Annotated in this window: 10 protein-coding genes; all 10 read right to left on the bottom strand. The window is 71.0% G+C overall.

Annotated features, from left to right (window positions below; all coding sequences use genetic code 11):
• Positions 1-30: 30 nt before the first annotated feature.
• The 10 genes from R0145_RS02305 to R0145_RS02260 all read right to left on the bottom strand — a co-directional run bounded on the left by R0145_RS02305 (position 31) and on the right by R0145_RS02260 (position 13,159).
• The gene (locus tag R0145_RS02305) at positions 31-369 is read right to left on the bottom strand and encodes a hypothetical protein (protein WP_317838820.1); all 339 of its coding nucleotides are present in this window, start codon (positions 367-369) and stop codon (positions 31-33) included.
• Between the two features lie 180 nt (positions 370-549).
• A complete protein-coding gene (locus R0145_RS02300; protein ID WP_317838819.1) occupies positions 550-1,263 on the bottom strand; it encodes an ABC transporter ATP-binding protein in 714 nt (237 codons plus the stop codon).
• Positions 1,256-2,281 (bottom strand): ABC transporter ATP-binding protein, encoded by a 1,026-nt coding sequence (locus tag R0145_RS02295; RefSeq protein WP_317838818.1) that lies wholly within the window; start codon positions 2,279-2,281, stop codon positions 1,256-1,258. The genes R0145_RS02300 and R0145_RS02295 overlap by 8 nt, the downstream gene beginning before the upstream one ends.
• Positions 2,278-4,143, bottom strand: a complete 1,866-nt coding sequence (locus R0145_RS02290; protein WP_317838817.1) for a branched-chain amino acid ABC transporter permease — start codon at positions 4,141-4,143, stop codon at positions 2,278-2,280. Before R0145_RS02290 ends, R0145_RS02295 begins: the two co-directional genes overlap by 4 nt.
• Positions 4,140-5,099, bottom strand: coding sequence for a branched-chain amino acid ABC transporter permease (locus R0145_RS02285; RefSeq protein WP_411742091.1), 960 nt, complete (start codon positions 5,097-5,099; stop codon positions 4,140-4,142). The genes R0145_RS02290 and R0145_RS02285 overlap by 4 nt, the downstream gene beginning before the upstream one ends.
• 145 nt (positions 5,100-5,244) lie before the next feature.
• On the bottom strand, positions 5,245-6,465 hold the full coding sequence (locus R0145_RS02280) for a branched-chain amino acid ABC transporter substrate-binding protein (protein WP_317838815.1): 1,221 nt from the start codon (positions 6,463-6,465) through the stop codon (positions 5,245-5,247).
• 198 nt (positions 6,466-6,663) lie between these two features.
• Positions 6,664-7,440 carry an enoyl-CoA hydratase gene (locus tag R0145_RS02275; protein ID WP_317838814.1) on the bottom strand — a complete coding sequence of 259 codons (777 nt, stop codon included), beginning with the start codon at positions 7,438-7,440 and terminating at the stop codon, positions 6,664-6,666.
• Positions 7,441-7,555: 115 nt separating this feature from the next.
• Positions 7,556-10,981, bottom strand: coding sequence for an ATP-binding protein (locus tag R0145_RS02270; protein WP_317838813.1), 3,426 nt, complete (start codon positions 10,979-10,981; stop codon positions 7,556-7,558).
• Complete coding sequence (locus R0145_RS02265; protein ID WP_317838812.1) at positions 10,978-11,700, bottom strand: DUF4194 domain-containing protein; 723 nt, start codon at positions 11,698-11,700, stop codon at positions 10,978-10,980. Before R0145_RS02265 ends, R0145_RS02270 begins: the two co-directional genes overlap by 4 nt.
• Positions 11,693-13,159: a DUF3375 family protein gene (locus R0145_RS02260; protein ID WP_317838811.1), complete on the bottom strand. Its 1,467-nt coding sequence runs from the start codon at positions 13,157-13,159 to the stop codon at positions 11,693-11,695. Before R0145_RS02260 ends, R0145_RS02265 begins: the two co-directional genes overlap by 8 nt.
• Positions 13,160-13,322: the final 163 nt, after the last annotated feature.

Genomic DNA, 13,322 nt, shown 5'->3' with positions numbered 1-13,322 from the left:
GGATCTCATCAACAGTTCTGGGCATAGTCATCACCTGAGGAACGATTTGCGGGCGCGCATCGCATGCACCACAACAACGGCGGTGGCGCCCTGGACATAGCCGACTTCGAGGAGGTTGGCCGCCGCGTCCGCACCGACCACCATCGTGAACCCCTCGCCGAGATCCCAGGCCCGGATCGGGTTTCGATAGGCGTGAAGGATGTCGTACACCTCCAAACCGTGTTTCAGAGCCGACGCGGCAACGATCGGCTCATCACTCACAGGCGCCAAGTTACCTTGCTGTCGCGCGTCCGGCAACCCCTCGCCGATGCCGTACGAGCGGCTGAGCTGAGAGACGCTGAGCTGAGAAACATCGTGAACCTTGGTCATGACCCCACCGTGTGTGGCGGCGGGTTGGCTCGGCCGGGAAGGCGAGTCCGCCGCGAGATCGGGTCTCCGACACGGCGCCATAAACCTTCCCTATGGCGACTGTCCTGGTACCCATACTTCACCGTATGGGCGCCGGCGAGCCCAGACCTTGCGGACCCACCTTCCTCGGATGGCCCTTCCTCAGGCGGCCTCGACGCCCAGGTAGGTCTGACGCACCCGGTCGTCGGCCAGCAGGGCCGCACCGGTGTCGGCGAAGGCCACCGACCCGACCTCCAGCACGTATCCCTGGTCGGCCAGGGCGAGGGCGGCCTGGGCGTTCTGCTCGACGAGCAGGATGGTCGTCCCGGTCGCCTTCAGGTCGGCGATCGTCCGCATGATCGTCCGGGTCATGATCGGCGACAGCCCCATCGACGGCTCATCCAGCATCAGCAGCCGCGGGCGGCTCATCAGTGCCCGGCCGATCGCCAGCATCTGCTGCTCCCCGCCGGAGAACAGTCCGGCGGCCTGCTGGCGGCGCTCCCCCAGCACCGGGAACAGCGAGTACACCTTGTCGATGTCGGCCCGGACACCGGCCGGGTCCCGCCGGGTGTAGGCGCCGAGCATCAGATTGTCCTCCACGCTCATCCGCTGGAAGAGCCGGCGCCCCTCCGGTGACTGGGCAATGCCCAACTGCACCACCTTGTGGGCCGGAAGGCTGTCGATCCGCTTCCCCTCGAAGCTGATCGAGCCGCTGACCGGTCTGATCAGTCCGGAGATGGTGCGCAGCGTGGTGGTCTTCCCCGCACCGTTGGTCCCGAGCAGGCAGACGATCTGGCCTTCGCCGACCTCGAACGAGATGCCCTTGACCGCTTCGACCCGGCCGTACGCCACCACCAGATCCTTGACCTCAAGCATGATCGTCCTCCGCTCGTTCGCTCTGGGGTTGGGTGTGCCGACTGGCCGCGTTCGGCGGCATCTCCAGCAACGGCCGGCTCGGCGGCGGCACCCTGCCGGATGGCGGAGAGTCCGGCGCCGTGTCCGCAGCCGTGGCGCCCGCAGCCGTGGCGCCCGCAGCCGCCGCGTCGGTGTCCGCCGCGGGACCCGTGTCCTCGTCGTCCTCCACCGCTGATCCGATGTAGGCCTCGATCACCCGGGGGTCGTTCTGGACGGTCGCCGGGTCCCCCGCGACCAGCACCTCGCCGCGGACCAAACAGGTGACCCGGTCGCAGAGGCTGAAGATGAACCGCATGTCGTGTTCGATCACCAGGATCGCCAGGCCGAGCCCCCTGATCCGGGTGATCAGGGCCTCCGCATCCCGGGTCTCCTGCGGGTTCATCCCGGCGGTCGGCTCGTCCAGCAGCAACAGCTTCGGATCGGTGGCCAATGCCCGGGCGATCTCCAGCCGGCGCTGGTCACCGTACGGCAGGTTACGGGCCAGCGCGTCGCCGGAGCCCGCCAGCCCGACGAACTCGAGCCACTTCAGGGCGTGTTCGCGGGTCTCGACCTCCTCGCGGCGGTGCCGTGGCAGCCGGAAGACGGCGTCGAGGGCGTTGGTCCGGGTCCGGCAGTACCGGCCGACCATCACGTTCTCCAGCGCAGTCATGTTCTGGAACAGCCGGATGTTCTGGAACGTACGGGCCACGCCGGCCATCGCTACCCGGCGGGGCTTCGGCGGCAGCACCTCTCCGTCCAGCCGCACCTCACCGGAGGTCGGCTTGTACATCCCGGTCAGGCAGTTGAAGAACGTCGTCTTGCCCGCCCCGTTGGGGCCGATCAGCCCCATGATCTCGCCGGTGTGCACGGTCAGGTCGACCTTGTTGACGGCCGTCAGACCGCCGAACTGCATGGTCACCTGCCGGGCGTCCAGCAGCGTCACCGGCTCCCCGGCCGCCGCGGCGCCGGCGGGGCCGGTCTCGAGTGTGGTGCTGGTCATCGGTGGTCCTTCCTTCGCTCGGGAACGGCCTGGGCGCCCGCCAGGGACGGCACGACGTGGTGTTCGAGGTCCTCGCCGATCTCATCGGCCAGCTCCTCGTCCTCGTCGTGGAACTCCAACTGGCGGCGCTCATCCGGCATCAGGCCCTCGGGCCGGATCCGCATCATCACCACCAGCAGGATGCCGAACATCAACAGCCGGTAGTCCTGGAAGAAGCGCAGCTTCTCCGGCAACAGCTTCAGGATCGAGGCGCCGACGAGCACTCCGCCGACGGTGCCCATGCCGCCCAGCACGATGCCGGCGACGAGGAACGCGGACTCCATGAAGATGTACTGGTCGGGGGTGACCGAGACGTCCTGGTGCGCCTTGACCGCCCCGGCGACGCCGGCCAGGAATGCGCCGCCGGCGAACGCCAGCAGCTTCAGCCCGAACACGTTGACGCCCATCGCCTCGGCGGCCCGTTCGTCCTCGCGGATGGCGACCCAGCCGCGGCCGATCCGGGAGTGGTTGAGATTGGTGAAGACCAGGATGATCAGGCCGAGCACCAGCAGCATCAGCCAGTAGTAGTTCGAGAACCGCCCGATGGTCACGCCGAGGATGTCGTGCGGCTTGCCGAAGTCGAAGCCGAAGATCGCCAGGTTCGGGATGCCGGGGATGCCGTTGGAGCCGTGAGTCAGGTTCGGGCCGTCCTGACCGTCGAGGTTGTTCATGGTGATCCGGAAGATCTCGCCGAAGGCGAGTGTGACGATGGCCAGGTAGTCACCGGAGACCCGCAGGGTGGGGGATCCGATGATCAGGCCCAGCGTCGCGGAGACTGCGCCGGAGATCAGCACCACGACGATGAACGGCGGATGCCAGTTGATCGTCGCGAAGGCGGACGTGGACAGGGTGGCGGCGGTGAAGGCGCCAGCGCCGAGGAAGGCGATGTAGCCGAGGTCGAGCAGACCCGCCAGCCCGACGACGATGTTGAGGCCCATCGCGGTCGCCGCGAAGATCAGCACCTGTGAGGCGATCGACATGTTGGCGTCCGACCCGTTCTGGGTGAACGGGAACGCGAAGGCGGTGACGAACGCCGACAGCACGAGCACCTTGCGGTTCTGCGCGGCGGCGGTGCTGAGCCAACCGAGGACGCCGCTGTCCTTGATCAGATAGATCGCCGAGCCGAGGAAGACGGCGAAGGCGATGAACGACCCGCCGTCGTCCTGTCCCAGGCCGTACGCTGCGGCGAGGAGCACCCCGGCCATGGACGCCACGATGCCGAGGATCTGCAACCAGTGCGGCGACCGCACCCACTGCAGGGTCGGGGTGACCCCCCGCGGCAGGGGCAGCGTCCCGGCGAGGGCGAGGCCGGCGCCGAAGAATGCCAGCCAACCGCCCGGCTGCACGTTGACCAGGCCGCCGAGCTCGAGCGCGATGGCGGCGAGGATCACCGCCAGGTAGACGGTGGCGCCGATCGCCGCGGCACGGGCGCCGCGGTTCCAGTTGACCCGGTCCTGCTTGCGACCGTGCAGGAAGCGCCGGGCAGGAAAGGGGGCGAGCAGCAGGACCAGCAACGTCACGCCGCCGATGAGGGAGAACAGCTGCAGCCCGGACGGCCCGCCGGTGTAGGTCATGTCGTCGAGCGCCTCGGGCGCGTACGCCCACGGCAGGTAGGGAGTGCCGATCAGCAGCAGGGCGCCGACAACGGCGGCGACCCGGCCGGCCGGCGCGAACCGCGACCAGCGCCGCTCCGGGGCACCGGGCGTCGGGGCGGGCCCGCCGCCGGTGGCCCGGGCCCGGGCGGCGGTGTCGACCGTGGTCGCGGTCTGGGCGCCGGCCGCCGCAGCGGCGAACCCGGCGTCGGAGGAGGAGGTGGTGGTCATGCCCGATCCACCACCTTCGCGCCGAGCAGGCCCTGAGGCCGGAAGACAAGGACCAGAATCAGGATCACGAAGGCCCACACGTCCTTCCACGCCGAGCCGCCGAACTGGCCCGGGATGAAGGTGGTAGCCATCGACTCGGCCACCCCCAGCACGAGCCCGCCGACGACGGCACCGTTGATGTTGCCGATGCCGCCGAGGACGGCGGCGGTGAAGGCCTTCATGCCGGCCAGGAACCCCATCTGGAAGTCGATCGCGTTGTAGCGCAGCCCGTGGGCGACACCGGCGATGGCGGCGAGCACCGCCCCGAGGCCGAAGGCGGTGATGATCGCCCGATCGACGTTGATGCCCATCAGCCGGGCGGTGTCAGGGTCCTGGCTGGTCGCCTGCATGGCCCGGCCGATGGCCGTACGGTTCACGAAGTACCACAGGAAGGCGGTGCAGACGGCCAGGGCGACAAGGGTGAAGATGGCCGAGTTCGGCACCTGCACGTCACCGATCTGCGTGGAGGCGCCGGAGATGCCCTGGATGGTCGGGAAGGCGACGTTCTGCCGCGAGTCGGGGAAGCCGGGGATCCGGCCGAAGAAGACGCGCACGATCTCCTGCAGGCTGATCGAGATGCCGATCGCGGTGATCAGCGGGGCCAGCCGCGGGGCGCCGCGCAGCGGGCGATAGGCGAGCCGCTCCATCAGCAGCGCGACGGTCACCGACACGACCACGCCGCCCAGGATCATCAGCGGCAGCACCACGCCGAGAGCCTCGCCCAGGGCCAGGTTGGTCGGACGGCCGAGCACCACCCAGGTGGTGTACGCACCGAAGGCGCCCACCATGAAGATCTCGCCGTGGGCGAAGTTGATCAGCTGGACGATGCCGTACACCACGGTGTAGCCGACGGCGATGAGCGCGTAGAGGGCGCCCAGGGACAGCCCGTTCACGAGTTGTTGGAGGAAGAGATCCATCATGTGCCTTCCCGGCGACCGGGGGTGGAGTCGCCGTACCGTGCGCCCTCCGACCGGGGGTGGTCCCGGGCCGATCGGCCCGGGACCACCCCCGGCGGGGAAACGGGGAAAGAGGTGCGAAGTACGAGAGGTGTGCCGGTCCGGCCTACTTGAACTCGCCGGTCTTGTTCGGCACCCACTTCCCGTTCTCGACCTTGTAGACCGTCAGCACGCGGGTCTTGTTGTCGCCGAACTCGTCGAACGCCACATTGCCGCTGGCCCCCTCGAAGCTGACCTTGTCGAGAGCGGCGACCGTGGGCTGGCGGGCGGCGGAGGCGTCGCTCGCGGTGGGCAGCGACACCTTGAGCGAGTTGATGATCGCATTGGCGGCGTCGTACGCGTACAGGCCGTAGGTCGAGAAGCCGCTGGAGTAGCCGGCAGCCTGGTAGTCACTGACGAACTTCTGGGCCGACGGCAGGGACTCGGCGGGGGCACCGACCGAGGTCACCAGGTCACCCTCGGTGGCCGTACCACCGTTGGTGATGTAGGCCGGGTCGTACATGCCGTCGCCGCCCATCAGCGGGATCTTCAGGCCGGCGTCCTTCATCTGCTTGGTCAGCAGCGAGCTCACCGGGTGCTCACCACCGTAGTAGAGCGCCTGCGGTGCGGTCGGCTTGATCTTGGCGATCACCGCGGCGAAGTCCTTGTCGTCCGGGTTGACCGTCTCGGCCGCGACGACCGTGCCACCGCCGGCGGTGAACGCCTTGGTGAACTCGGTGACCAGGCCCTGGCCGTACGCCTTCTTGTCGTGGACGGTCGCGACCTGCTTGATGCCCTGGTCGAGCAGGTACTGGGCGGCGAACGGGCCCTGGATGGCATCGGTGGTGCAGGTGCGGAAGTAGCTGGCGTACGTACGCTTCGGGTTGGTCGAGGCGTCCGCGCCACGGGTGAGGGTCGGGCTGGTGTTGGCCGGCGACACCAACGAGATGTTCGACGGATCGAGGATCGGCTGGATCGCCTGGCCGACCGACGAGTTCAGCGGCCCGACGACGGCGACGACGTCCTTGTCGCCGGCCAGCTTCGTCGCGGCGTTCTTGCCGACGTCGGGCGACGCCTGGTCGTCCTGGGCGTCGATCTGGATCGTCCAGCCGGGCAGCGCACCACTGGCGTTGGCCTGCTTGACGGCAAGATCGACGGAGTTCTGGATGCCGGTGCCCATCGAGGACAGGTTGCCCGACAGCGGTGCGATGACACCGATCTTGACGATTTTCGTGGCACTGGGGTTGCCGGAAGCGGTGTTCGCCCGGGTACCGCAGGCGGTGAGGCTCAGCGAGGCGATCACCAGGCCGGAGATCCCCATCGCAAGGAAGCGACGTCGTCTGGTCACAGTAGGTTCCTCCCATTTCGGGCCGACAGGCGAAGGTGGGCCTGCGGATGCCCGGAACGCTAGGAGGCGATTCATGCGTTCGTGTTACACCACCGGGTCGCTCAGATTTCTGTCCTCGCGCGCAACGCGACTGTTACCCGGCCGGAACAGGCGGCGCCGGGGAGCCGGCCCGGGCGCCGCCGCTGCGGCCTGCGCCGCTCAGCGGTGCCGGAAGACCGGGTCACGCTTCTCGACGAAGGCGGCCATCCCCTCGGTCTGGTCGGCGGAGGCGAAAGCCATGTCGAAGAGTCGTCGTTCGTGGCGTACGCCCTGCTGCAGGGTGGTCTCGAACGCGGTGTTGACGGCCTCCTTGGCCAGCAGGGTGGCGACCCGGGACCTCCGAGCGATGGTGCCGGCCATCTCGAGCGCCGCGTCGAGCAGGTTCACGGCAGGCACGATCCGGCTGATCAGCCCGGCCCGCTCGGCCTCCTCGGCGTCCATCATCCGGCCGGTCAGCACCATGTCCATCGCCTTGGCCTTGCCGACGGCGCGGGTGAGCCGCTGCGAGCCTCCCATGCCGGGCAGCACGCCGAGGTTGATCTCCGGCTGGCCGAACCGGGCGGTGTCGGAGGCGATCACCGTGTCACACATCAGCGCCAGCTCACAGCCGCCGCCGAGTGCGTAGCCGGACACCGCCGCGATGATCGGCGTACGGACCCGGGTCAGCTCCTCCCAGTCGGCGAACCAGTCGGCGAGGAACATCTCGGTCGCCGAGCGGGAGGCCATCTCCTTGATGTCGGCCCCGGCCGCGAAGGCGCGCTCCGACCCGGTGATGACGAGGCAGCCGATCGCCTCGTCGGCGTCGAAAGCGCGGGCGGCGTCCACCACCTCGCGCATCGTGGCGGCATTGAGGGCGTTCAGGGCCTTGGGCCGGTTCAGGGTGATGAGGCCCACCCGGCCCCGGGTCTCGACGAGGATGTTCTCGGGCGCGGTCATGACGGGCTCACTTCCTGGCGACGGTACTGACTGACGACGGACACGGGCACTGCCGATCCGGCAGTTCCGATCCTGCCGCAGGCCCGGTCCGCAGGACCAGCCCGCAGGCCCGGAATCAGTCGATGGCGAACTCGTACAGCCGGACCTCACCGGCGCGCTCCGGATTGCGGTTGACGTAGACGATCGACCCGACGTAGTCCTCGAAGGCGGCCGCCTTGTCCCGCGGCGCCCCGATGACCAGCTGGAAGCCGAGGCTCTGCAGCGCGTGCAGGGCGCGGCCGGTGTACTCGGAGTCGGCCTTGACGAAGCCCTCGTCCAGCACGATCGGCGCGAACCGGGGCGCCTGGTCGGTGCCGTCGCCGAGCTGGTAGCGCAGCGCGGCGCCGAGGATGAAGGCGATCAGCTCCTGCCCCTCGCCGCCCGACTTGCCCGAGACGCCGTCGTGGACGATCGGTTCGGCGTCGGGCCGGTGCTCGACGGCCCGGAACTCGACGTGCTCGCGGGCGTCGAACACCCGTCGCCGCCACGCCTCGGCGGTGGTCGACTGCTCGTCGAGCCGGGCCAGGTCGCGGCGCATCGCCACGAACAGCTGTTCGGTCACGGTCTCGTCCAGGTCGGTCGTCCCGACGGTGGTGTAGCGGGTGATCGTCGCCCGGAAGTCGTCCAGGTCGGCGGTCGGGATCGGCCGGTCCTCGATCTGCAGCCGGGAGCCGTCCCGGAACTCGACACCCGCCAGCGCCCGGTTGACCGGCAGCAGGCCGTCGCGGATCGAGCGGCGGTCCTCCTCGATCTGCACCAGCAGCGTCCGCAGGCTGCGCTGCATGTCCTCGCGGGTCTTGGCCAGCCACTCGGCCCGGGCACGGGGCAGGTCGTCGGACTCCAGGTCGGCCAGGATCGCCTCCACCGCGGGCAGCGAGGCGATCGTCTCGTCGATCTCGGCGCGCGGGTCGACCCGCAGATACTCGCGGAAGATGCCGACCAGGGCGGTCTCGGCCAGCTCCACCGCACCGGTGTGCTCGTGGGCCAGTGCCCGCAGCCGCTCGGCGCTGATCGCCAGAGTGCCGCGGGCCCGGGCGGCGTTCTCCGGCTCCGGGAAGCCGAGGCGGCCCAGCGTCGTACGGTCCGCCTCGGTCAGCGTCCCACGGGAGGCGATGTCGGACATCTCGTCCTGCAGGTCGACCAGGGCGCCCCACTCCTCGTCCAGCCCGGCGCGCTGCTCGCGGGCCCTGGCGGCGGCGGTGGTGTGGGTGACGTAGCGGTCCCGGGCCGCGGCCCGTTCGGCCTTCAGCGAGTCGAGGGTGCGGTGGCCGTGGGTGAACCGGCCGAGCAGCTCGGCGGCGTGCGCCTCGGCGGCCCGGGCGGAGGCGACGTCGATCGACGCCCAGGTCTGCTCGGACAGCCAGCGCAGCTCGCCGGCCACGTCGATGCCCTCGCGGCGCCGCTTGTCGAGGTCCTCCAGCTCGGCGTTGTAGCGGCCGATCGCGACGCGCAGCCCTTCGACCCTCTCCTCCAGGGAGGCGATGGTGGCCGCGTTGTCGAGGCCCAGCCAGGACGGCAGCTTGCGGTCGTCCTTGATCACCCGGCCCTGGGCGGCGGTCCGCATGCCGGCGACGGTGACCGCCCCGGTGTAGCCGGCGGGGCGCGGGGCGTCCAGCCCGGCGGCGTCCTCCACGCAGAGCACCGAGTAGCCACCGACCAGGTGGTCGAGCAGCCACTCGGCGTACGGCCCGGACTCGTCCAGCCGCAGCTTGGCCGGCACCGAGTCGGGCAGCACGCGCGGCGTCGCGTTGTGCGCCGGCCGGGCCGGCAACAGCACCACCCGGCCGCGCATCCGGTGGTCGTTGACGTAGCGGGTGACGGTCCGCCAGTCGTCGGGGGCGACGATGATGTTCTGCGCCAGCTGGCCGAGCACCCGGTCGACGGCGGTGGCCCACCGACGCTCCTCGGGCCGGACCTCCAGCAGTTCCCCGACATAGGGCAACCGGGCCGGGTCGATCCCGCAGGCCTCGGCGATCTCCCGGCGGGCCCGGTCGGCCTCGGCCGGCACGTTCGACCGGCGACGCTTCAGCGAGGCGATCTCGTCGGCCGTCGCGCTCAGCTCGTCGCGGGCCCGGCCGCGGGCGGAGGCGGCATCGTAGGAAGCGGTCTTCCACTCGGCGTCCTGGCCGGGCAGCCCGCGCAGCCGCTCGTGGATGGCCTGGACCAGCGTCGCGAAGGCCGGCTCGTCGGCCGGCTCCTCGAAGCCCTGCCACCGGGCCCGGTCGACGTACGCCTGCCGGGCCGCGGTGCGCTCGGCCAGGTCGGCGGCGGCCTGCTGCCGGCGCCGGACCAGATCCTCGGAGTCGCCGCCGCCCTTGGCGTAGTAGCGCTGGGTGAGCGCCTCCTCCTCGTCACGGGCGGCGATCGCCTCGGCGTCGTGCTGCTTGGCGACCGCTCCCAGCTCGGTGGCCCGGCTGCGGTTGTCGTCGATCCGGGCCGCGGCCCACTCCAGCAGGTGTTCGGCGTTCCACAGCTCCAGCGGGCTGGGACGGTCGTCGGCGTCCTCCGCCCACTCCGACGCGTCGCCGGCCCCGGCTGCGCCGTCGGGGCCCACTCCGGCCGGGCCGAGCAGCCGCCACTCGGTGGCCGAGTCGGCCATCGCGGACCGGTAGCGCTCGGCCAGCGCGGGCACCTCCCGCAGCACCTCGAAGCGGGTCCGGGCGTCCTCGAAGACGTCGTAGAGCTGGGCCGCCTCGCGATAGGTGGCCAACGCGGTCTCCCAGCGTTCCAGGGCCAGCGGCCGGTCCAGGACGAAGTCCTTGAACAGCGCGTTGATCGAGAAGATGCCCTTGGACGCCTGGGCGTTGCGGAGCAGCTCGAGGGCCCGCCGGGACGACTCGTCGCTGCGGCCGATGCCGAGCAGCCGGCACATCTCCTTCTCGAACTCCGGCTGGGAGGAGGTGACCAGGTCGCGGTTGGGGTTGAGCAGCCGCTTGAGCGCGTTGGTGTCGAGCGGCCAGGTGCGGCTGCCTCGCAGCGGCTGGTCGATCGCCTCGTTGAGCCGCGACAGGTCGAACGGCCCGCGGACCAGCAGGTAGCGGGTGGTGGTGTTGAGCTCGGCGTTCGCCGCGGCGTCCGCCCCGACCCAGACCACCCGGGCGCCGGTGATGTGCTCGTCCAGCCCGTTGGTCCAGGTGATCGCGGCGGCCGACGGGAAGGGCCGCTCCCCCGGCGGCCGCAGGTACTGGGTGCGGGTCGTCCGGCCGTCGGCGGCCAGCACGTCGTCGATCTTGCCCCGGGCGTACGAGTAGACCGTACGCTCCGACCGCTTGCCACCGTCGTCGCGGGCGGCCCGGTTGAAGGCCGGTGGATTGGGCATCATCACCGCGGACATCGCGTCGAGGATGGTCGACTTGCCCATCCCGGTGGGCCCGAGGATCGCCGTCCCGTCGCGGCGGACGTGCATGATGTGGTGGCCGCCGTAGCCGCCCCAGTTCACCACCTGGACCGCGCTGATCCGCCACTGGTCCGGGCCGTCGGCGAGCAACTCGTCCTCGGTCATGCGTCCCCTCCGTCCTCGGCTCCTGCCGGGTCAGTGTCCTCGTCCCCGTCCGACCCGGCCGGCCGCGCCCCCGCCGCCGGCTCGCCGCCCGCGAGGCCCTGCAGCTGGTCCCGGATCGCCGCCAGCCGGTCGGGTGTCACCAGGGCGACGACCGCCGGGGAGACGATCCAGGTGTCCGGGACGTCCGGGTCGGGGCGGATCAGCCCCAGCCGTTCGACCCCGCGCAGCGCCGTCTCGACATCCCGCTGGAAGCCCGCCTCGTCGGTGTCATTCGGATCGCGGAACCGGGCCAGGAAATCGGTCGCCTCGCTCGCCGTGATCGCCACCGCGGCGTCGGACGCGTCGGTGAACGCGTGCAACTGGCGCAGGTGGACCAGCAGCAGCGTCGCGTCCTTGCCGAGCGGCTTCTCCCGGCGCAGCACCACCGGCGCATCCGGGTCGTCCACCTGGCGTTTGAACGCGACCTCGTGGTCGTGGTCGATGACCAGCTCGAGGAACATGTCCGCCAGCCGGGCACGGATCCGCGGCTCGTGGTCGATCAGCCCCTCCCAGGCCGCGGCGTGCCCGCCGCGGGTGATGAACCGGGAGGTCAGCAGCGTCGCCAGCGCCCGGCGCGCCGGGTCCGGCAGCACTTCCGGGTCGGGGGCGGCGCCGAACGCGTCCTCGGCGTACGCCTCGGGACGGGAACCGAACGCGTCCTGGGTCTGCGGGTCAGTCATTGCCACCGTCCTTGATCGGGAGGGGTCGGTCGAAATGCACCAGCGGGACCAGGACGGTGCGTTCCCGGCCGCCGGGGGTGACCAGGGTGACGCGCTCGGTCGCGCCGTCCTCGACCCGGCCGTGCGCCAGCCCGAGGTCCAGCACGCCGAGCAGCACCACCAGCCGCCGGCAGGCCTCGGGAGTGGCGGCGAACACGCTCGCGCCGGTGGTCGGCCCGGCGGTGACCAGGTCGTTCACCGTGGCCGCGACCGCACGGGTCGAGGTGCCGGCCTGGATCATCATCAGCTCGCGGTCCTCCGGCAGCATCCCGGTGGGGCTGAGGGGGCGCAGCGGCTGGGCCTTCACTTCCTGGCTCGGCTGCCACAGCGCCGCCTGCGACATGTCGCGGACGTCGAGGGTGCCGACGCCCAGCACGTCGTCGATCATCGGGCGCCCGGGCCGAGCGCTCAGCGCGTCGCCCGCCTCGAGCACCTGGTCGACCAGGGTGAGCAGCCGCTGGTGACGCCCGCCCGACGACCGGGTGAGGAAGCGCCGCAGCGACGCGGTCCACCGCGTGTAGGCGGCCTCCACCTCGTGCTCCTCCTCCAGCAGGGTGGACATCAGCGTCCGCAGCGCGGCCCGGTCCCCGTCACCCAGCGCGGTGGCGGCGGCGTCCTGGTCGAGGATCAGATCGATGTCGCCCCGCAGCGACTCCGCCTCCCGGGAGACCAGCAGGTCGGAGAAGCCCCGGTAGGCGCGGCCCTCCGGGGTCTGGGCGAGCAGGTCGTGCTCGTGCAGGAACTCCTCGACGGCCGCCCCCTTCGGCGTGCCGGTGCTGGAGATGCCGGCGGCCACGGCGTGGTGGCGCCGTTCGATCATCGTGGTCAGCGCCCGGAAGTCGGCCGGCAGCGAGGCGAGCAGCCGACGCACCTCGTCGAACTGCCGGCGCATCTCCTCGTCGGTGGCGGGACGTATGTCGCCGGCCCGCAGCGCCGCACGGCGCTCCTCCAGCTCGGCGATCCGGGCGTCGATCCGGGCGATGTGGGCGGCGATGTCGGGGCTGGCCATGTCGGCCAGCCGGCGCACCGCGTCGGTGATCGAACCGAGCCGGGAGTCCGACACGGTGGACGACTCCCCCGACGTGTCGCGGACGATCTGGATCGCCCGCAGCGCATTGTCGGACAGCTCGTAGAGCAGCCGGCCGTCGTCGGCGTCACGGCTGCGGACCAGCCAGTGGTCCTGGTCGACCCACTTGCGGCAGTGTTCGGCGGGGGTCGGGCTGTCCGGCAGCCCGAGCGCCTGGAGCGCCTCGGCGACCCGCCGGTGGAACCACGCCGCGGAGACCGGCCCCTGCGCGGGCTCCAGATGCTCCGAGAACAGCGGCAGCACCCACCACGCGGTGTGCGCCGACAGCAGCTTCAGCGTCGGGCTGTCGAGCGCGCCACGGACCCGTGCCGGGTCGAGCGGTTCATCGGTCACGTGCCCTCGGTTCGTACGACAGTGCGGTGTCAGTCCCGTCCCGTCCCGGTAGGGGGCGTTCCGGTGACGGGCCATTCTCTCAGGGGAACGGCCCGGACCGAAATCCGTCGACCGTCCCCGGCGAGCGCCGGTCCGCCGGTCCCGGACTCCGGCGCGGCCCGCC

The organism is Raineyella sp. W15-4 (assembly GCF_033170155.1).
GTDB lineage: Bacteria > Actinomycetota > Actinomycetes > Propionibacteriales > Propionibacteriaceae > Raineyella.
Note: the sequence above shows the minus strand (reverse complement) of the source record. Positions and strands in the feature narration are given on the sequence as shown.

Bases quoted from the DNA above. Each gene is read 5' to 3' on its own strand.
- R0145_RS02275 (WP_317838814.1), bottom strand. From the start codon at position 7,440: ATGACCGCGCCCGAGAACATCCTCGTCGAGACCCGGGGCCGGGTGGGC.
- R0145_RS02295 (WP_317838818.1), bottom strand. From the start codon at position 2,281: ATGACCAGCACCACACTCGAGACCGGCCCCGCCGGCGCCGCGGCGGCC.
- R0145_RS02300 (WP_317838819.1), bottom strand. From the start codon at position 1,263: ATGCTTGAGGTCAAGGATCTGGTGGTGGCGTACGGCCGGGTCGAAGCG.
- R0145_RS02265 (WP_317838812.1), bottom strand. From the start codon at position 11,700: ATGACTGACCCGCAGACCCAGGACGCGTTCGGTTCCCGTCCCGAGGCG.
- R0145_RS02270 (WP_317838813.1), bottom strand. From the start codon at position 10,981: ATGACCGAGGACGAGTTGCTCGCCGACGGCCCGGACCAGTGGCGGATC.
- R0145_RS02305 (WP_317838820.1), bottom strand. From the start codon at position 369: ATGACCAAGGTTCACGATGTTTCTCAGCTCAGCGTCTCTCAGCTCAGC.
- R0145_RS02290 (WP_317838817.1), bottom strand. From the start codon at position 4,143: ATGACCACCACCTCCTCCTCCGACGCCGGGTTCGCCGCTGCGGCGGCC.
- R0145_RS02285 (WP_411742091.1), bottom strand. From the start codon at position 5,099: ATGGATCTCTTCCTCCAACAACTCGTGAACGGGCTGTCCCTGGGCGCC.